This window comes from Kocuria rhizophila (genome assembly GCF_003667225.1).
Taxonomy (GTDB): Bacteria; Actinomycetota; Actinomycetes; order Actinomycetales; family Micrococcaceae; genus Kocuria; species Kocuria rhizophila.
Genome location: NZ_RCOM01000050.1, coordinates 1 through 18,669 on the forward strand (window position 1 = coordinate 1; position 18,669 = coordinate 18,669).

The following is an 18,669-nucleotide window of genomic DNA, read 5'->3' on the forward strand; positions in this document are numbered from 1 at the left end:
GTGACATGCTCCGCCCGGGCACGGCTGTGAGCCGCACGTCACGGTGCTGGACGGTGGCTGCGAACCACCCGGAGCGGCCCGTTCCCACCCCTGCCCGCCCGGACTCAGCGGCGGGAGCGCGTGAACGCGGAGACGCCGGTGATGGCCCGGCCCACGATCAGCGCCTGGACGGAGTCCGTGCCCTCGTAGGTGGAGACCACCTCCATGTCCGTGAGGTGGCGGCCGATGTGGTTCTCCAGCAGCAGCCCGTTGCCGCCCAGCATGTCCCGGGCGGTGCGGCACATGTCCAGGGCCTTGCGGGACGTGGTCATCTTCACCAGGGAGGCCATGGCGTCCGTGAGCTGGTCGCTCTCCTGCAGCTGGGCCATGCGGGTGCACATCAGCTGCAGGGAGGTCAGGTCCGAGAGCATGGTGGCCAGGCGCTCCTGCACCAGCTGGTAGTTGGCGATCGGCATGCCGAACTGCTCGCGCTCCAGGGCGTAGTTCGCCGCGATCTCGAACGCCGCCATGCCGTGGCCCACGGCCTCCCAGGACGCACCGCCGCGCGTGGCCTTGAGGACCTTGTTGACGTCCTTGAAGCTGTGGCAGTTCTCCAGCCGGTTCTCGTCCGCGATCCGCAGGTCCTCGATCACGATGTCCGCCTGGTTGATGGCGCGCTTGCCGATCTTGCCGGCAATGACCTCGGGGCGGTAGCCCTGCGGGTACTGACCGTCCTCCTGCTTCTCCACCACGAAGCACTTGACCTGCCCGTCCGCCTCGTCCCGGGCGTAGAGCACGATGACGTCCGCGGCGTGGCCGTTGCCGATCCAGCGCTTGTGCCCGTTGAGCACCCAGTGGTCCCCGTCCCGGCGAGCGGAGGTCTCCAGGGACACGGAGTCCGAGCCGTGGGCGGGCTCCGTAAGGGCGAACGCCCCGGTCTTCTCGATCCTCGCCATGGTGGGCAGCCACCGCTGGCGCTGCTCCTCGTTGCCGAGCATGTAGATGCTGCCCATGCACAGGTTGGAGTGCACGCCGAAGAACGTGTTCACGGAGCCGTCGATCCGGCCCATCTCCCGGGCCACCAGCCCGGCCGCCTGGCGGGAGAGCCCCGGGCAGCCGTAGCCCTCAATGAACGTGCCCACGATGCCCAGGTCCGCGAGGCCCTTGAACACGGGCAGGGGGTGCTCCCCGGCCTCCCACGCCTCGTTGATGGTGGGCAGCACGTGCTCCCGGCCGTAGGCCCGCACGCGGTCACGCAGGGCGGTCTCCTCGGCGGAGAGCTCCTGGTCCAGGAGGAAGAAGTCGGGGTTCTCGAGCAGTTCGCTCATCACGGGTCCTTTCGGTGGCCGGGAGGCGGTGGGTCGCCTCGCTGCGGCGCGGGATTCTGGTGCGGGGAGGGACTACGCGCGGTCCGGGGCGGCGTCCGGGGAGCCGGCGGCGTCGTCGTGCGCGGCCGTGGGCACTGCACCGGCGGCCGCGCGGTCTGGTGCGGGGGCGTCGTCGTGGGCCGTGCGGCGGGAGCGGAGCCAGTCCATGACCTCCGTGCCGTCCGCGCCGAGGGCGGGCGGGGCCTTGTCGTAGCGCACCGGGGTGCGGCTGAAGGTCACGGGGTTCTTGATCAGGGGCACGGCCTCCTCGCCCTCGCCCACCTCGACCACGGGCTCCAGGCCCAGGGAAGCGGCGTACTCCACGCCCTCGGGGATGCTGAGGATGGGGGCGCACGGGAGGCCCTCGGCCTGCAGCCGGGAGGCCCATGCCTCGGCGGTGTCCGAGGAGAGCGCCTCGTTGAGCAGCGGGCGCAGCTCGTCCCGGTGGTTGTTGCGCTTCTCCACGGTGTCGAAGCGGGGGTCCTCACCGAGTTCGGGCAGGCCCAGTACCGTGACGAGGCGCCGGAACTGGGGGTTGTTGCCCACCGTGATGATGAGGTCCTTGTCCGCGGTGGGGAAGGGGCCGTAGGGGAACAGGCTGGGGTGGTCGTTGCCCATGCGCTGGGGGTCGTTGCCGCACGCGACGTAGCCCGTGGTCTGGTTGACCAGGGAGGACAGCGCGGAGGAGAGCAGGTCCAGGTGGATGTGCTGGCCCTTCCCGGAGGCGTCCCGCTCGTGCAGGGCACCGAGGACCGCCACGGCGGCGTGCAGCCCGGTGAGGACGTCGAACATCGCCACACCCGCGCGCTGCGGCGGGCCGTCCGCGGAGCCGGTCACGGACATGAAGCCCGAGACCCCCTGCACCAGCAGGTCGTAGCCGGGCAGGTGAGCGCCGCCGGCCGTGCCGAAGCCCGTGATGCTCGTGTGGATGAGGGCGGGCCACCGTTCGGCCACGGTCTCGGGATCCAGGCCAAAGCGGGCCAGCCCGCCGGGCTTGAAGTTCTCGATGAACACGTCCGCGGCGTCGATGATCTCGTACGCGGTCTCCAGGTCCGCGGGCTCGCCCAGGTCCAGCACGATCGAGTGCTTGTTGCGGTTCACGGACAGGTAGTAGGTGCCCACCCCGTCCCGGCTGGGCGGTTTGAACCCGCGGGTGTCGTCCCCGGCCGGACCCTCCACCTTGATCACGGTGGCACCCATGTCCGCGAGCAGCATGGTGCAGTACGGGCCCGCCAGCACGCGGGAGAAGTCCGCGACGACGACGCCGCTGAGCGGCCCGGGGGTCGACTCCTGAATGGGGGACATGAACGCTCCACTGTGCCGGGGACTGTGTTTCACCACACACAACCACCGGCATTGGGTTCTGTCCAATACAAGACGAGATGCTCAGTAATGCTCCTGCGGCAACAATCACGTAGGCTCCGGGCATGGAAGTCCACGAGGCCAAGGCGTTCCTGGCCGTTGCCGAGGAACTGCACTTCGGCCGCGCCGCCGCCACCCTGCGCATCGCGCAACCACCCCTGAGCCGGCTCATCAAGAGCATCGAGAAGTCCCTGGGGGCTCAGCTGTTCGAGCGCAGCACCCGGCAGGTCTCCCTGACTCCGGCCGGGCAGGCCCTGCTGGATCCCGCGCGCGAGCTGGTGGCGGCGTCCGAGAACGCGCGCCGCGCCGTCGCCAAGTCCGTCTCCGGGGAGACCGGGCGGGTGCGCCTGGGATTCGCAGGCGCCTCGATCAACCGCAAGGTCGCGGAGCTGGCGCGTCACGTGCGCACCCACCGCCCCGGGGTCCACCTGGAGCTGCACGGCTCGCAGTTCTCCCACACCGCCATGCAGAAAGTCCTGGACGGATCCCTGGACGTGGCCATCGGGCGGTGGGACTTCATCCCCTCGGAGCTGCGCTGCTCCGTGGTCGGGCACGAAGAAGTCATGGTGGTGCTGCCCAGCAACCACCCGCTGGCCGATTCCGCCCGCGTGGACATGGCCCAGCTGTCCGAGGAGTCCTGGGTGGTGCTGCCCGCGGGTCCGGGGGCCGCGCTGCAGAACCGGCTGACCTCCCTGGCCACTGCCGCGGGCTTCGTGCCCCGCGTGGCGCAGGTGGCGCCGGACTCGTGGACCCTGGTGGTGCTCGTGGCCGCGCAGATCGGCTGCGCCCTGAGCCTGGACACCGTGCGGGACAACGTCTCCTCGGACGGCGTGGTGTTCCGGCCCCTCGCCCAGCCGCAGCGCCCCCTGGACGTGCAGCTCGTGTGGCGGGCGGCGGACCCCAACCCCGCCCTGCGCGCCGTGGTGCGCCTGGCCCAGAACCTCTACGGGGACCCCCGCGGCCAGGCCGCAGAGGTCCCCGGGAGCTAGCGGGTCCTACTCGTAGTCGTACCAGCCCTTGCCGGTCTTGCGGCCGTAGTCACCGGCCTCGTACTTCTCCTTGATCGACTCCGCGGGCAGGGAGGCGGGGTCACCGGTCTGCTCGTACTCGGCCAGGCGGATCAGGTAGACCACGTCGATGCCCACCATGTCCATGAGCTCGAACGGGCCCATGGGGTGGTTCAGGGCGGTCTTGGCCGCGACGTCGATGTCCTTGTAGTCCGCCACCCCGTCCTCGTAGAGCTTCAGCGCCTCGGAGCGCAGCGCGCCCAGCAGGCGGTTGGCCACGAAGCCCGGGACCTCCTTCTTGAGCTCCACGGGGGCCTTGCCGATCGAGCGGGCCAGCTCCATGGCGGTCTCCACGGTCTCGCGCGAGGTGCCCTGGTGCGGGACCACCTCCACGCACTTCATCACCAGCGCGGGGTTGAAGAAGTGCACGTTGCACACCTTCTCCGGGCGGTTGGTGGCGTCCGCCACGCGCGAGGACACGATGTTCGAGGAGTTCGTGGCCAGGATCGTGTGCTCGGGGCACACCGCGTCCAGCTCCGCGAAGACCTGGCGCTTGATGGTGAGGTCCTCCACCGCGGCCTCGATCACGAAGTCCGCCTGCGCGGCGCACGCGTCCCGGTCCGTGGAGAACGTCAGGCGCTCGAACGCGGCGTCCACGTCCTGCTGGGTGCGGCGGCCCTTGCTGACGTCCCGGTCCATGCGGGAGTGCAGCTGCTCGGAGGCATTGTCCACGGCTTCCTGCTTGATGTCCACCACGTCCGTGTCGTACCCGGCCAGGGCGCACACCATGGCGATCTGGGAGCCCATGGCCCCGGCGCCGATCACGGTGATGTGCCGGATGTCCTTCAGGGGGTTCTCGCTCACTTGCTCACGTCCTTCTGTGCGTTCTGCGGGGCGTCCTTCTGTGCTGCAGTGCGGAAATCGGGGGCGCGCTTCTCCAGGAACGCCGTGGTTCCCTCGGCCTTCTCGGCGCTGCTGTAGAGCACGGACTGGGCCAGGCGCTCCAGCAGGATCCCGGTCTGGTGGTCCACGTCGAAGCCGTGGCGGATCACGGTCTTGGCCAGCTGGATGGCCAGCGGACCCTTGGCCATGATGGCCTGCGCCGTCTCGCGGGCGGTGTCCAGCAACTCGTCCGGCTCCACCACCTGGGTCACCAGCCCCATGGCCAGCGCGTCCTCGGCCTTCACCCGGCGCCCGGTCAGCACGATCTCGGTGGCCCGGCCCAGGCCCACGAGCTTGGCCAGGCGCTGCGTGCCGCCCGCGGCGGGCATGATGCCCAGCCCGGTCTCCGGCAGGGCGAACTGCGCGTTCGTGGAGGCGATGCGGATGTCGCACGCCAGGGCGAGCTCGTGCCCACCGCCGAACGCGTAGCCGTTCACCGCCGCGATGGTGGGCTTGGGGAACTGCTCCACCTTCTCGTACACGCCCTGCATGGTGGCCTTCAGCCCGTCCTTGGGTGTGCGCACGGCGAGCTCGTTGATGTCCGCGCCCGCCACGAACGCCTTGTCCCCGGCGCCGGTGAAGACCAGCACCTGCACGTCCTCGTTCTCGGCCAGCGCCGCGAGGGTCTCGGTGATGGCCCGCAGCACGGTGGCGTTGATCGCGTTGCGCACCTCCGGCCGGTTCACGGTGACCAGGGCGATCCCGTCCGTGACGTCCACGGTCAGGACGTCGGTGTTCTCTGCGCTCATGGTGCGTTCTCCTTCGGTGTGCTCGTGCGGGTCTTGCGGCCCGCGCTCGTCGTCACCTTCTTTCATACCGCCTGACGGTGACGCGGGTCGCATTGGCCGGGCATTCATTCCGATCCGGCATCAATCCGTTGCGGTGCGGGCAACGCGCCCGGGGGTTGCGCTCGGCGGTGGGTCACGCGCCCTGGGGGACCCGGGTGATCTCCCCGGTCTCGGGGTCGACGACGGCGCGGGGCTTCCTGAGGCGCGCCAGCGCGGCCGCGGCGACCACGAGGGCCAGGCCGATGACCGTGACGAGCACGCCGGGCAGGAACATCATGAATCCGCCCACCGCGAGAACCACCCGCAGGTACACGGGCAGCTGCCGCTCCACGAACGTGAGCCAGCCGCCCATGGCCGCGGCGATCGCGTAGACCGCCACGAGGCTGGAGAGGAAGGCCAGCACGATGTGCACCGGCTGGCCCTGGGCCACCAGTGCGGGGTTGAGCGCGAAGCCGAACGGCACCACGTACTTCACGGCGCCGAGCTTCATGGCGGAGAAGCACGTGGCCATGGGGGAGGCCTTGGAGATGCCGGCCGCCGCGAAGGCCGCGAGCCCCACGGGCGGGGTGATGTAGGAGACCGAGGCCCAGTAGATGACGAACAGGTGCGCGGCGATCGGGTCCACGCCCAGGGCCGTGACGGCCGGGACCATCACGATGGCCAGGAACACGTACGCGGCGGAGATGGTCAGGCCCATGCCCAGGATGAAGCACACCACGGCGCCGGCGATCAGGATGAGCACCACGTTGTCGCCCACCAGGGCCACCAGGTCACGGGACAGGGACAGCGCCACGCCCGTGGCGGTCAGGCCACCCAGGATCAGGCCCACGCCCGCGATGATGCCCACGATCTGCGCGAGCGTCTTGCCCACGTCCACGCCCATGTCCACCCACTGGCGGGGACCGAACGTCACGCTGGGCTTGAGCAGGGCGATCAGCAGCAGAATGGCCACCACCCAGTAGGGCACCTGGGCCTCGGAGTCCGTGGTGAACAGCAGCACGGTGAGCACGGCCAGCGCACCCAGGTACGGCCAGCCCATGGCCAGGGCGTGGCGGGCGCGCGGCAGCAGGTTCTTGGGCGTTCCGCGCAGGCCGCGCTGGGCGGCGTAGCCGTCGATCTGCAGGAAGATGCCCAGGTAGTAGAGGATCGCGGGGATGGTGGCCGCCACCAGGATGGTCGTGTACGGCACGCCCACGAAGGAGACCATGAGGAACGCCGCGGTGCCCATGATGGGTGGGGTGATGGACCCGCCGGAGGACGCGGTGGCCTCCACGGCCCCGGCCACCCGGGCGCTGAACCCGGAGCGCTTCATGGCCGGAATGGTCATGGGCCCCGTGGTCAGCACGTTGGACACCGCCGAGCCACTCATCATGCCCATGGCCGCGGAGCTGGCCACGGCCACCTTGGCGGAGCCGCCGCGGTAGCGGCCGAACACGGCCATGGACAGCTCGTGGAAGAAGTCCGCGCCGCCGGTGTGCTGCAGCACCACGCCGAAGAGCAGGAAGCCCACCAGGATGGTGCCCGCCGTCTGCAGCGGCAGGCCCAGCACGCTGTCCACGCCCATGGTGTGCACCTGGGCCAGGGTGGGCAGGTCGTAGGAGATGCCCTGCAGGAAGGACAGCGGGATGATCCCCGCGATCAGCGGGTACACGGAGAACAGGAACGCGATCACGAGCACCACCAGACCGGCGGCACGGCGCAGGGTCTCCAGGATCAGGGCCCAGAACACGAAGCTCAGCACGGTGGCCAGGGTGGGGGCCATGTACTGCCAGCCGTACTCCTGGATCTCGATGCCGTGCACCGCGAAGTACGCGCACGTGCCCATCACCGCCAGCAGCAGCAGGACGTCGTACCACGGCACGCCCCGCCGCTGCCGAGCCGCGGACCCGGGGGCGCGCTTGCGAATGGGGGTCACGATGAACACGATCGGCACGAACACCGCGATCAGCAGGTACAGGAACGAGTTGGTGGGGATGGTCACCCCGCCCACGTTCCAGAAGAACACCTGGTTCATGGTCAGCAGCACGCCCACCACGGTCAGCACGATCACCAGGCTGCGCCAGAACGGCGTCAGCCGCGGGCTCGCGTCGTGCAGGGAGACGTCCGAGGGCATGGTGGGCTGGGCGGCGTCGTCGCCCCCGTGCGGGTGCGTGGCGGTGATCTCCGCGCCGGTGCGGGGGTCGATGGCCGGTCCGGGGGCGGTGACGGGGCCAGTGGTGCCAGCGGGACCCGAGGCACTGGCGGTGCCGGCGGCGTCGCCGGACTGGTACGGGGTGCTCATGCGTGGCCTCCGGAGGGTGCGGTGGTGGACGAGGCGCCGGGCAGGGTGCCGGGGGTGTCCGGGAGCTCGGGGAGGTTGGCTTTCTTCCAGTCCACCCACTCCTTGCGCGCGGACTTAGGGTCGTCGCGGTCCTTGTGGTCCTGCCAGAACGCGGGCCAGGCCTCGTGCATGCGGCGCTCGCGCTCCAGCAGGGCGTCCTGGCGGGTCTGCAGGTCCTTGCTCCAACGGCCCTTGCCCTCAAGGAACTCCACCATGGCGTCGTGGAACGGGATCACCAGGGGCGTGAGCTGGATCTGGTCCGCGCCGAAGCGGTGGGCGTCCGGGGTGGTGTCCTTGTAGTCCGGGTAGTAGCGGTCCATGTCCGCGACCAGAGAGGCAACTTCCTCGTGGGGCCGGTCCGCGCGGGCGACCACCGGGATGGTGTACTGCATGTTCACCGCTGTCTCTCCCTTGGCAAGGCCCGCTCCCTTGGAGAACTCGCCGGGCTTGACCATGGGGGCCAGCTCCTTCCACGTGGCGTACTGGGCGGGTGTGCCGCCGCCCAGGTCCAGCCAGCGGATGGGGTACTGGGAGGCCAGCTCGGAGACGTTGGCGCCCACCACGTTCTGGTACAGGGTGTCGATCTGCCCGGTCTTCAGCGCCTCGATCTGGCCGCTGTAGGTCACGTCCACCATCTGGACGTCCTTGCCGGTGAGGCCGCCGAAGTTGAGGATCGCCTCCATCTTGCGGTTGATGGACGTGCTCGCGATCAGCTTGGGGAACTTCCGGCCCTTGAGGTCCGCCACGGTCTCGATGCCGCTGTCCTTGCGCACCAGCACCCCGTAGTTGCCCGGGGGAGTCCACACCAGGCGCAGTGCCTGCGGCCCCCACTGCTCCGAGCAGTACTCGTCGTTGCCCTCGAACGCGTAGTAGTACTCGTCCCCGGTGCGCGAGTACTGCGCCGTCCCGTTGATCAGCGGCGCCAGGCGCCCGATGCCGGTGTCCGAGGTCATCAGCCGGATCTGCCGGCCCGTCTTCTGGGTCAGGGTGTTGGCCACCGCGGCGAGGTCGTTGTACGTGCCCGTGCCCACGCCGTATGTGGACCACACGAGCTGCTGGGTGCCCCCGGCGGCCGTCGAGCCGCCCGAGCACCCGGCCACACCGGCCAGCACGGGCAACGACGCCGCTGCGGCCAGAAGCGCGCGGCGGTTGAGTGTACGGGGCATGGGGCCTCCACTGAGCTGGTCCGACGGATCGACCGGGTCCTGCGTCCCGCCCCAGTGGGCGCGGCCAGGGGAACCGGAGGTTCTCATTCATACAGCCACGAAGTGATCTACGACACTTACTCGCGAGTTTTATGCGTAACGGGTATCAGCGGTGGTTGGGGCGGGCAACGCCGGGCCGGGGTGCGACACGGGTGGGCGCCGTTTCCGGTCCAGATGCCCGGCGGGGCGGGCATGGAGCGTGGGCTCAGGTCGGTCCGTGATCGGAGCGGGTCTCCGGTCAGGCCCCGTCCCGGGCGTCCGCGGGACTCAGCGCGACGCCGCCGGGCCCCCTCCGTGAGCCACGTTGCGCTGGTGCGCCTGCACGTCCGCCAGCAGACGACGCCGCTGGTCTCGGACCTTGCGCTCCTCACGGTTTCGCGCGGCCTCCTGAGCCGCCCGCTTGCGGGCCGCCGTCCCCGGCGCGGGAATCTGGCCGATCACGAGCCCCAGCAGCCCCATCATGAGAGCCCAGGTGCTCTGGTGCCACAGGAACTGCAGGAGCAGCGCAATCACCACGCACAGCAGGGAGATGATCCCGGGCAGAAATTTCTCGATCTGGCTCACGACGACTCCTCGGGTCCTGGCCCCGTTCGTCGCAGGGCGTGGGCTGGTCTTCTTTCACGCTGGCATGATGGAGCGGACAGCACATCAGCCGAATGGCCACTCTTCTCGGCTCTCGGTCAGTAGCCGCCAGCAGCCGCCCAGTGCGCCCGCGCTTGACCTCAACCGGGTTCAGGTCTGCCGTGAAAACCGTCAGCACATGGCCGCCAGGCACCGCGGAAACCCATGCACCACGGGTTCCCCGCGCCCTACCCCGCCTGCCCCCGCAGCCGCTCGTAGAACCCGGCCGCCATGGCCAGGGACACCAGCTCCTCGGTGGGCATGTCCTGCAGGAGCTTCGCGAACTTCTCGGAGAGGTCGTTGTGCCGCCACACGCTGTCCTCCAGCACCACCCGCAGCTCGGGGGAGCGGGCAAAGTCCGCCGGGGTGTTGTTGCGGGCCTGCTGGCGGAGATTCTCGTTCTCCTGGGCAGGGGTGAGCCACAGGTCCACGGACGTCACCTTGTACTCGTCCGAGGCGTCCAGCCCACCGAGGTACTTGTTGACCTTCTCCACCAGCTCGGCCTTGGCGGCCCGCTCGCGTTCCGCCTGCTTGCTCATGCCCACTTCGGTGAGCCCGCGCAGCCCCTCGGCCTGGTCTTCCTGTAATTTCAAGTCTTCTTCGCGCTGCTTCTCCAGGTGGTAGTGCGTGAGCACCACGTCCTCCGCGGTGACCGTCTCGGGGATCTCGGTGTCCAGCCTGGCGTTGAGCTGGCGCCCCAGCAGATCCGCGAACACGGACAGCTTGATGAACTCCGGGTCCCCGAAGTTGAGGATCTGCGAGAAGAACGCGTAGGACGTCACGTACTGGCCCAGCAGGGAACGGAACTCCTCGAGCGTGTCCCGCTCCGCGGCGTCGTCGCCCGCCCGCTCCCAGCGCTCCATGAAACGGGAGACGGCCGGGTCCAAGCCCGGGAGCAGCGCCGTGTGGCGGCCGTGGACGTGGTTCCACGCGTCCCACACCTGGTCCACCTCCGCGTCCGTGAAAATGGCGGCGGCCTTGAGCTTCTCCAGCTGCTTGATCACCAGGTCCAGGTCCGAGGGGGTCTTGATCTCGGCGTCCTCGTAGTACTCCTGGAACGCGGCGAGGATCTGGTCCGGGTCGTTCACGAAGTCCAGCACGTACGTGTCCGTCTTGCCGTCCATACGGCGGTTGAGCCGGGACAGCGTCTGCACGGCGGCGATGCCGGAAAGCTGCTTGTCCACGTACATACCCACCAGCAGCGGTTGATCGAAGCCGGTCTGGTACTTGTTCGCGACGATCAGGATGTTCTGGTCGTCCTGGTTGAACACCGCCGCGAGGTCCCGCCCGCGCACGTCCGGGTTCAGGGAGGCCTCCGTGACCTCCGGCGCCTCCCCGCCGCCGATCACCGCCACGTCCGGGTCCGGCAGCGTGCCGGAGAACGCCACCAGGGTCTTCAGCGGCAGGTTCTCGCGCTCGATGTGGCGCTGGAACGCGCGCTGGTACTGCACCGCAGCTGCGCGCGAGCCGGTGACCACCATGGCCTTGCCGCGCCCGTTCAGCGCGGGCTGCACCGTGGTGAGGTAGTGCTTGACGATCACGTCCACCTTGGAGCTCACGTTCGTGGGGTGCAGCTCCACAAATCCGATGTACGCGCGCGTGCCCCGGCGCACGTCCACCTCGCCGCTCTCCGCACTCTCCCCGGACGACGACGCCGCTGCCGCCCCGTCCCTGCCGTTCGTCCCGTTCCCGCCGGGCACGTTCGCGGGGTCCGAACCCCGCAGCGCGATCTTGGCCACGCGCTCGTAGGTGGTGTAGTTCTTCAGCACGTCCAGGATGAAGCCCTCCTGGATGGCCTGCTTCATGGAGTAGAGGTCGAACGGCTCCTTCTTGCCCGCCTCGTTGGGGGTGCCGAAGAGCTCGATGGTCTTGGCCTTGGGGGTCGCGGTGAACGCGAAGTAGCTGATCCGGTGGCCGTCGTCCGCCTGGGCGGCCATGCGGACCAGAGCGTCCTGGTCGTCGCCCGGTTCCAGCTCGCCGTTCTCGTCCACTGCGGGGGAGTCCGATCCCGTGGCCGCGGTGGGGTCGTTGAGGTACAGCAGCTCCTTGACCGCGCTGGCCGCGTTGCCGGACTGCGAGGAGTGGGCCTCGTCGGCTATCACCGCAAAGCGCTTACCTGCGAACGAGCCGCCCTCCTCCTGGATCTTGGAGAGCGCATAGGGGAACGTCTGCAGGGTCACGCCGATGATGGGACCCCCCGCCGAGAGCGCCTCGAGGAGCTGCCCGGTCTTGGACCCCTCCGAGCCCGAGGTGATGGGCTGGAACTGGCCCGTGCTGTTGACCAGCTGGTCCACGGCGTCCTGGAGCTGGCGGTCCAGCACCTGGCGGTCCGCGATCACGAAGACGGTGTCGAACACCTTGTCACCCGCGGCCGTGTGGAGTGTGGCCATGCGGTGGGCGGTCCACGCAATGGAGTCCGTCTTGCCGGAACCGGCGGAGTGCTGGATGAGGTACTTGTGACCCGGGCCGTCGTCACGGGCCGCAGCCGTGAGCCGGCTGACCGCGCGCCACTGGTGGTAGCGGGGGAAGCGGATCTGCGCGCGGTCGATCTCCGCACCCGTGCGCGGGTCCACCTTCTTCTGGTGGTTCACGTACACGAACTTGGTGAGGATGCTCAGCCACGTGTCCCGCTGCAGGGTCTCCTCCCAGAAGTACGAGGAGCGCGCGCCGCGGGGGTTGGGTGGGTTGCCCGCGCCGTTGTGGTGGCCGCGGTTGAAGGGCAGGAACGACGTCCCCGGGCCCTTGAGCTCGGTGGTCATGTAGACGTCGTGGTCCGTGAGGGCGAAGTGCACGAGCGCGCCCCTGAACGGGGTCAGCAGGGGTTCGCCGGCGGGGGTGCGGTCGTTCTCATACTGTTTGATCGCCGCTTGGAGCGACTGGGTGAAGTCGGTCTTGATCTCCACCGTGGCCACGGGCAGGCCGTTGAGGAAGAACACCAGGTCGATCCGATCCGCCTTGCGGGTGGAGTACACGACCTCCTGGACCACGCGCAGCCGGTTCTGGGCGTAGCGGGCGGCGATCTGGGGGTTGCGGTCATCCGCCGGGGGCATCTGCAGCATCTTGAAGCGGCGGGCACCGGGCACCAGGAAGCCCTTGCGGAGCACGTTCAGCACCCCGCCGCCGTCCCGCTCGGGCTGGGAGAGCTGGCTGGTGAGCCGGTCCAGGATGCGACGCTCGCCCTTGGCCCGAGCGGCATCGTCACCGTGGGGCGGGACGACCTTCGCGAAGTTCTCCGGGGCCGTGTCCTCGAGCCAGCCCAGCACATCCTCGGGGAAGATCGCGCGTTCCTTGTCGTACCCCTCCGACGTGGGGGAGTGGAGCCACCCGTGCTCCGAGAGGTAGGTGGCGATCTCCTGCTGGAGCTTCTTCTCCTGGTGCTGCTGACTCATGGGCTCTCCCTAGTTCTCCCTGTGCAGACCCTGCGCGATGTCGTCTTCCAGCTGCTCCGCGGCTGGCTTGTTCCTGGCGGTGAGGTCGATCTGACCCGTGACCGCGGCCGTGATGAGGGCGGCGCGGCGCTCGCGGGCGAGGCGAGCGGACTCTGAAATATCTTCCACAGTCGCCTCAATTAATATTCGATGTGCTTCGTATTCACGCAAGACGGTTTCTTGGTGCCCCCTGCTGGGGACCCAGACTTCGACATTTCGGTACCAGTTGACATTCAACGAGGGAACAGCCCCCGGGTTGGTCATCGGCCCTAGGTCAATATTTGCCAACTCATGCATTAAGAAGCCAGGGTTGACGAGATGGTTGGGGATTAGCCCCATCAAGTTGTTGTCGAGACAGGACGCTCGCGTGGTCATGGCATGTCGGTTGAGGAGAAGGGCCGCCCCAATCTTAGCCATTGCAATTGTGTGAGGTGGAAATATCGTAGCCCCTATTTGACGGGCGGTCTCCCTGCTGATTGAGTCTGGCGAATCGACAAGACTGCCGTTCCGGGAATGGCGAAGAGACCCGACCTTGTAGAACGGAATTTCCTGGGACGGGTTTCCCTGAAGGGCCGGAGGGAATCCTGACCCATTGCCGATTTTGGCGACCTGCTTAATGCGAAGTTTGTCCGAATCCTCCGTGGGCGTGAATAACTGGTAGCGTCTAGACCTGAGGCTTTCAATGAGGAGGTCTCTAAAATAGGCGAGGTTGTGTATGAGCGCGTCGATTTCGGCGGTCTCGTGGTCGAGGTAGTCCGCGATTGCCTGCTGTTCTGTGGGGGGTGGCGCAGGTAGAGGGGTCAAATTAAATTCCCCGTATCTCATCGACTGGCCGTCACGGAGCTGATCAGTCACGGATGATATCTGCGAAATATACCCCTGAGATTTCAGTGCATATTTGTAGTATTCTGGATTGACGGACTCGCGTGGGGTGACGACAGTGTACGCGGGGCTGACTTTTCCCGGGGTGCGAGAAAGCTCCAGGCCACCCTGAAAGGTTCGCAAGTGGATGATGAAATCACCCGGTTCTACGTGCTGCATTTTGGTGCCAGAAAGATTTTGTACAACACGGTTGCCAGTAATCTCCATGTATTGTTTCTGGGGGAGCACTCCGTATTTTTGCGAAGGAGTAAGATGTCCGTCGTCTGGTTGCTCCGCTTCCCGCCGCAGTGCAAAAATCCGCCGAGGTTCCAGGACCTCCCAGCCTGCTGGCAGGTCATCTAGCCACGAAGCTCTTTGCCCCCTACTGACCTGACTCACTTCTTCACCTCTTCCAACCGCGCGCGGATGCGGCCCAGGACCTCGTCCAGGTCCCGGTCGATCTCGTCTAGCGGGCGGGGCGGGACGTACTCGTAGAAGTGGCGGGTGAAGGGGATCTCCGCGCCCTCTTTGGTCTTGGACTCGTCGATCCAGGCGTCGGGGACAAAAGGCTTCACCTCGCGCTCCAGGTACTCGTGAATGTCCTCGTCCCACGGGACGTTCTCGGTGTCCCGCAGTGTGGAGTCCGCCTCGGGTTTGTTGAGGCGGCCGGTCTGGAGCTCGCCGTCCTCGTCCCGCTCGCTCAGCTCGGTCACAATCACCTTCACCAGGGCCGGCTTCAACCGCAGCCCCGCCTCGGTGGCTGCCTCCATGAACTCTGTGGTGAACGCGGCTCGGTTGGTGCTGACCGTGCCGTCGCCCCGCTGGGACAGGCCGGTAAGAGCAGAACGGAGCGTGGCGGCGTCGTCGTCCGAGAGCTTGGAGACCTGCTTGGCGGCCATGACGCGCTCGATGCGCTCGGGCGTGCACGCGAAGTTGAGTTTGAGCGGGCGCTCCACCGTGATGGTCCGGTAGAAGAAGTCCTCCGTGCGGAAGATCTTGGACTGCTTGGTCTCCGTGAAATCCCGGTACAGGGAGGCGATCTCCGCAATGTTCGCCTCTGAGAGCTGCTTGCGCTTGGAGCCCACGGACTTGCGCATCTTCACGAACATGTCCGTGGCGTCGATCAGCTGGACCTTTCCACGGCGCTCCGGGGCCTTGTCCTTGGAGAGGATCCACACGTACGTGGAGATGCCCGTGTTGTAGAACATGTCCGTGGGCAGGCCGATGATGGCCTCCAGGTAGTCGTTCTCCAGGACCCATTTGCGGATGTTCGACTCCCCGGAGCCCGCGCCGCCCGTGAACAGCGGGGAGCCGTTGAGCACGATGGCGGCGCGACCGGCCGCCTGGCTCTCGTCCGCGGAACCCGGCTCGCGCATCTTCGAGATCATGTGCATCAAGAACAGCAGCGAGCCGTCCGAGACGCGGGGCAGGCCCGGGCCGAAGCGACCGCCGAAGCCCGCCACCGTGTGCTCGCGCTCCACGTCCTTGCGGTTCTGCTTCCAGTCCACCCCGAACGGCGGGTTGGAGAGGCAGTAGTGGAACGTGCGGTTCTCGAACGCCGGCTCCGTGAGCGTGTTGCCCAGCACGATGTTGTCGATCGGCTGGCCCTTCACCACCATGTCCGCCTTGCAGATGGCGTAGGACGCCGGGTTGATCTCCTGGCCCAGCAGGTTCACCTGGGCGGAGGAGTTCAAGGACTTGATCTTGTCGTCCGCCACCGAGAGCATGCCGCCGGTGCCCGCCGTGGGGTCGTACACCTCGCGGATCAGACCCGGGACGGTGGGGTCCTCGTCATCCGTGAGCAGCAGGGTGACCATCAGGTCGATGACCTCGCGCGGGGTGAAGTGCTCACCCGCCGTCTCGTTGGACGCCTCCGCGAACTTGCGGATCAGGTCTTCGAAGATGTGGCCCATCTGGTCGTTGCTGACGGCGTCCGGGTGCAGGTTGGCCTTGGAGAAGTGCTGGAGGATCTGCAGCAGCAGGTCGTGGTTGGCGAGGTCCACGATGGTGTCCTCGAACCGGTACTTCTGGAAGATCTCCCGCACGTTCGGGGAGAACGCGTTGACGTAGTCCCGGAGGTTCTCTTCCAGGTTGTCCGGATCGCCCTGCATGGACTTGAGGTCGTGCTGGGAGCGGTTAAAGAAGCTGTAGGTGTGGCCTGCACGGTTGCGCAGCATGGCGATGGGCGGCTCCACCCCCACGTACAGGGGGCCGATGGCCTCCAGCACCGCCTCTTTGGTGGGGGCCAGCACCGCATCCAGGCGGAAGAGGACCGTGAACGGCAGGATCACGTCCCCGTACTCGTGCTGCTTGTAGGTGCCGCGGAGGATGTCCGCGGCACCCCAGATGAAGGATGCGTGGTTGAACACTTGTGGGGCCTTACGTGGAGATCGGGAGGGTACTGCCGAGTGTAGGGCGCGGGGGTGCCGGGGGCGCGGAAGCCGGTGGAGCGGCGTCGTGCGGGCGTGGGCGGGAGGTGCCGGGGCGGCGCGGTGCACACCGAAGTCATAACGGGCTGACGCATTTTTATGAGTAACTCAGTTGCTCATAATTTTCGGAAGTCATCTGATCAACTGGCCAGGCGGCGCGAGTGCCTCCTGCGGCTGGGGATCGGGCGGGCGATTCGGAGTGAAGTCTGTTGGCGGATGGGTCGTCGTCACTAGGGTGGGTCCATGCAGATGAATGGAGCGGTCGTTGAGCACGCGGGCCTCTGGCTTGAGAATGCCCTGCAGTCCGGCGAGGGCGACGTGCTGCTGACCAGCCCGTATCTGTCCTTCACGGAGTGCGCACGGGTGGCGCGCGCCGCGCAGGAATCCACTCGGGAGATCATCCTCTGCACCGTCCTGGACCCCTTCGCGGCGGCCCAGGGGTACCTCTCGGTGGAGGGATTGAGAAGGCTTGCCGCCGCTGGGGTGGAGTTGCGCCACGTGAAGCGCTTGCACGCCAAGTGCTTCCTGGTGGGGGATCGGGGACTCGTGGGTTCCGGAAATCTCACGGGCGCTGGCCTGGGATATGCCGTTGAGCCGAATCGTGAAATCGGGGTGGAGGTGGCCCCCGATCAGGTGGTAGCCCTGCGAGAGACCATAGAAGGCTGGCCCGCCCACGTTGTTTCCGACGCAGACCTGGAGGATTTGGAGCAGAGGGCGCGGAGCGACGCTCCCGTGCCGGGGCGGGTGCCGGACCCAGCCGACCCCACTGGATTGCGCCGCGCGGCCGAGCAGGTGCTCCTGGATGCGCAGAATGGGGACCGAGAGCTGTGGATCAAGGTCGAGTACGGGGAGCCAAAGCCGGAGGCATGGTTGGATCCGTACTTCTTTGCGAGCCCCAAAAGCGGTCGCCCGGGGTTCAGGGCTGGCGATCTGGTGTTGATCTGCGCGGGAGACACCAACGACTGTTACGCCATCGTGGAGATAACGGGCGAAGCGGAGTGGAAGACGGACATTCCCCTGTTCCGAGGTCAAGTACGAAATGAGGACGCCATCGAACGCTGGCCCTGGATCAACAGGACCCGCCCTCGTCTGGTGCCACTGCACGACGTGGACTACAAGAAAGCTGACCTGGGCCTTCGCGCCCCGGTGCGGCGGGGCCACATGCGGCTGCGCCTGGACCAGTTCGCGGAGGCCGTGAGGTGTCTGTGTGCCAATGGGGTCGCGCCACGTTCCTGACGCAGGACTCTCGCTGACTCACGGCGGGGAAACCTTCGTTTCGGCAGCAGCCACCAGTTTCTTCGCCCACTCGATGCACCTGGTCGCGTTCACCATTGTCAGACTCTGGACCCCGTATCCGGCGCGTGTCTTCATCGTGAGCAGGCGGCCCAGCGTGGTGTGGTCGCCGCCAGCAGAGCGGAGGTACCGGACGGCGTCAACGTGGTTATCTGCCTTGGAATGTCCTCCCAGGGTGATCAGGCAGAGGGCATCCGAGGCTGCGATCCCAGCATGGATGGCGTTGGTGGCCACGACATCCGCGTACTCGACCTGAGGGTGCATCACCATAATGGTCTCAGCGGCGTCGAGAAATGCCTGTGCATCTGCCAGGCGAGCGAGTGCATCCGATCGAGCGGACATCAGGCTGCCACCGTCAAGCCCAATCGCTGCCGCAGCCACTGCTGGTCTCCGTACACGTGGACACCGTCCCGCAGGATCGAGTCGAAGATCGGTGCGGGCAGGACCTCGGAGATTTCGTAGACCAGAGGGCGAACATCGTTCCCGGTCAGTGCGTTGGCATGGATGGCAAGGTCGTTCAGGTCTTCGAAGAACTCGTCGTCCGGGTCGTCCTCCACGATGACGAGGAGGTCGATGTCGGACTCGTCCCGCATGTCTCCGCGAGCGGCGGAACCGAAGAGTGTGACCTGCACGGGATTGGTGGTCCACTGGGCGATCCGGGACTGCAGCTGGGACAAGAACTGGGCGCGCGCGTTCACCGCCCGGGTCACCACTTCGGCGAGAAGGTGGTCCTTGTTGAGGGAGTACTCCCGCCGGTTCCCGATCGAGCGTTCTCGGACCAGACCCCCGCTGGTAAGCCGCTCCAGGCACTTCCGGGCACCCGAGACGGACCCCCCGATGCCTTTGCTCCGCACCAGCTGGCCCGGGGTGAGGCCATCCTCCTGTGCGAGCGCCAGAAGGATCTCCGATTCCAGGGTGGGACACAGTGCCCCAAGCGGATTTTGCAGTCTCATGACACCTCCAATCGCTCACTATTGTACGCGTTCGAGTGTCCAATGGGCCCTGTGTCAGCCCCATCCTCTGCCGCCGCCGCCTACCCTGGACCCATGCCCACCCCGTACCTCCCC

14 protein-coding genes are annotated in these 18,669 nt (G+C 67.4%); 2 read left to right on the plus strand and 12 right to left on the minus strand.

The window, feature by feature from the left end:
* Positions 1 to 104: 104 nt before the first annotated feature.
* Both D9R02_RS07835 and D9R02_RS07840 read right to left on the minus strand, forming a co-directional pair.
* A complete protein-coding gene (locus D9R02_RS07835) occupies positions 105 to 1,307 on the minus strand; it encodes an acyl-CoA dehydrogenase family protein (protein WP_019311139.1) in 1,203 nt (400 codons plus the stop codon).
* A gap of 72 nt (positions 1,308 to 1,379) precedes the next feature.
* Entirely contained in the window at positions 1,380 to 2,651 is a 1,272-nt protein-coding gene (locus D9R02_RS07840; protein ID WP_019311140.1) for a CaiB/BaiF CoA transferase family protein, read from the minus strand.
* A gap of 122 nt (positions 2,652 to 2,773) precedes the next feature.
* On the opposite strand from D9R02_RS07840, the gene D9R02_RS07845 reads away from it, so the two are divergent.
* Complete coding sequence (locus D9R02_RS07845; RefSeq protein WP_019311141.1) at positions 2,774 to 3,697, plus strand: LysR family transcriptional regulator; 924 nt, start codon at positions 2,774 to 2,776, stop codon at positions 3,695 to 3,697.
* Positions 3,698 to 3,703: 6 nt separating this feature from the next.
* Here D9R02_RS07845 and D9R02_RS07850 read toward each other — a convergent pair whose 3' ends face one another.
* The 8 genes from D9R02_RS07850 to D9R02_RS07880 all read right to left on the minus strand — a co-directional run bounded on the left by D9R02_RS07850 (position 3,704) and on the right by D9R02_RS07880 (position 16,249).
* Complete coding sequence (locus tag D9R02_RS07850) at positions 3,704 to 4,579, minus strand: 3-hydroxyacyl-CoA dehydrogenase family protein (protein WP_019311142.1); 876 nt, start codon at positions 4,577 to 4,579, stop codon at positions 3,704 to 3,706.
* On the minus strand, positions 4,576 to 5,406 hold the full coding sequence (locus D9R02_RS07855) for an enoyl-CoA hydratase/isomerase family protein (protein WP_019311143.1): 831 nt from the start codon (positions 5,404 to 5,406) through the stop codon (positions 4,576 to 4,578). The genes D9R02_RS07850 and D9R02_RS07855 overlap by 4 nt, the downstream gene beginning before the upstream one ends.
* A gap of 172 nt (positions 5,407 to 5,578) precedes the next feature.
* Complete coding sequence (locus D9R02_RS07860) at positions 5,579 to 7,726, minus strand: TRAP transporter permease (protein WP_019311144.1); 2,148 nt, start codon at positions 7,724 to 7,726, stop codon at positions 5,579 to 5,581.
* The gene (locus D9R02_RS07865; protein ID WP_019311145.1) at positions 7,723 to 8,931 is read right to left on the minus strand and encodes a TAXI family TRAP transporter solute-binding subunit; all 1,209 of its coding nucleotides are present in this window, start codon (positions 8,929 to 8,931) and stop codon (positions 7,723 to 7,725) included. The genes D9R02_RS07860 and D9R02_RS07865 overlap by 4 nt, the downstream gene beginning before the upstream one ends.
* A 306-nt stretch (positions 8,932 to 9,237) precedes the next feature.
* Positions 9,238 to 9,534 (minus strand): hypothetical protein, encoded by a 297-nt coding sequence (locus D9R02_RS07870; protein WP_019311146.1) that lies wholly within the window; start codon positions 9,532 to 9,534, stop codon positions 9,238 to 9,240.
* A gap of 245 nt (positions 9,535 to 9,779) precedes the next feature.
* Entirely contained in the window at positions 9,780 to 12,980 is a 3,201-nt protein-coding gene (locus tag D9R02_RS07875; protein ID WP_121566700.1) for a type I restriction endonuclease subunit R, read from the minus strand.
* Between the two features lie 9 nt (positions 12,981 to 12,989).
* Positions 12,990 to 14,129, minus strand: coding sequence for a restriction endonuclease subunit S domain-containing protein (locus D9R02_RS12000; protein ID WP_147435337.1), 1,140 nt, complete (start codon positions 14,127 to 14,129; stop codon positions 12,990 to 12,992).
* Positions 14,130 to 14,275: 146 nt separating this feature from the next.
* Positions 14,276 to 16,249, minus strand: coding sequence for a type I restriction-modification system subunit M (locus D9R02_RS07880; RefSeq protein ID WP_121566701.1), 1,974 nt, complete (start codon positions 16,247 to 16,249; stop codon positions 14,276 to 14,278).
* 303 nt (positions 16,250 to 16,552) lie between these two features.
* Between D9R02_RS07880 and D9R02_RS07885 the strand changes: the two genes are divergently transcribed.
* Positions 16,553 to 17,545: a phospholipase D-like domain-containing protein gene (locus D9R02_RS07885; protein ID WP_019311151.1), complete on the plus strand. Its 993-nt coding sequence runs from the start codon at positions 16,553 to 16,555 to the stop codon at positions 17,543 to 17,545.
* An 18-nt stretch (positions 17,546 to 17,563) separates the two neighbouring features.
* Here D9R02_RS07885 and D9R02_RS07890 read toward each other — a convergent pair whose 3' ends face one another.
* Together D9R02_RS07890 and D9R02_RS07895 are read right to left on the minus strand one after the other, a co-directional pair.
* Positions 17,564 to 17,944, minus strand: a complete 381-nt coding sequence (locus tag D9R02_RS07890; RefSeq protein WP_019311152.1) for a hypothetical protein — start codon at positions 17,942 to 17,944, stop codon at positions 17,564 to 17,566.
* Entirely contained in the window at positions 17,944 to 18,555 is a 612-nt protein-coding gene (locus D9R02_RS07895) for a nucleotidyltransferase domain-containing protein (RefSeq protein WP_035885414.1), read from the minus strand. Before D9R02_RS07895 ends, D9R02_RS07890 begins: the two co-directional genes overlap by 1 nt.
* Positions 18,556 to 18,669 lie beyond the last annotated feature (114 nt).

What these genes read in the sequence shown, in the direction of transcription:
- D9R02_RS07835 (WP_019311139.1), bottom strand. Translation starts at nt 1,307, where the DNA reads ATGAGCGAACTGCTCGAGAACCCCGACTTCTTCCTCCTGGACCAGGAG.
- D9R02_RS07840 (WP_019311140.1), bottom strand. Translation starts at nt 2,651, where the DNA reads ATGTCCCCCATTCAGGAGTCGACCCCCGGGCCGCTCAGCGGCGTCGTC.
- D9R02_RS07845 (WP_019311141.1), top strand. Translation starts at nt 2,774, where the DNA reads ATGGAAGTCCACGAGGCCAAGGCGTTCCTGGCCGTTGCCGAGGAACTG.
- D9R02_RS07855 (WP_019311143.1), bottom strand. Translation starts at nt 5,406, where the DNA reads ATGAGCGCAGAGAACACCGACGTCCTGACCGTGGACGTCACGGACGGG.
- D9R02_RS07860 (WP_019311144.1), bottom strand. Translation starts at nt 7,726, where the DNA reads ATGAGCACCCCGTACCAGTCCGGCGACGCCGCCGGCACCGCCAGTGCC.
- D9R02_RS07865 (WP_019311145.1), bottom strand. Translation starts at nt 8,931, where the DNA reads ATGCCCCGTACACTCAACCGCCGCGCGCTTCTGGCCGCAGCGGCGTCG.
- D9R02_RS07875 (WP_121566700.1), bottom strand. Translation starts at nt 12,980, where the DNA reads ATGAGTCAGCAGCACCAGGAGAAGAAGCTCCAGCAGGAGATCGCCACC.
- D9R02_RS07885 (WP_019311151.1), top strand. Translation starts at nt 16,553, where the DNA reads ATGCAGATGAATGGAGCGGTCGTTGAGCACGCGGGCCTCTGGCTTGAG.
- D9R02_RS07890 (WP_019311152.1), bottom strand. Translation starts at nt 17,944, where the DNA reads ATGTCCGCTCGATCGGATGCACTCGCTCGCCTGGCAGATGCACAGGCA.
- D9R02_RS07895 (WP_035885414.1), bottom strand. Translation starts at nt 18,555, where the DNA reads ATGAGACTGCAAAATCCGCTTGGGGCACTGTGTCCCACCCTGGAATCG.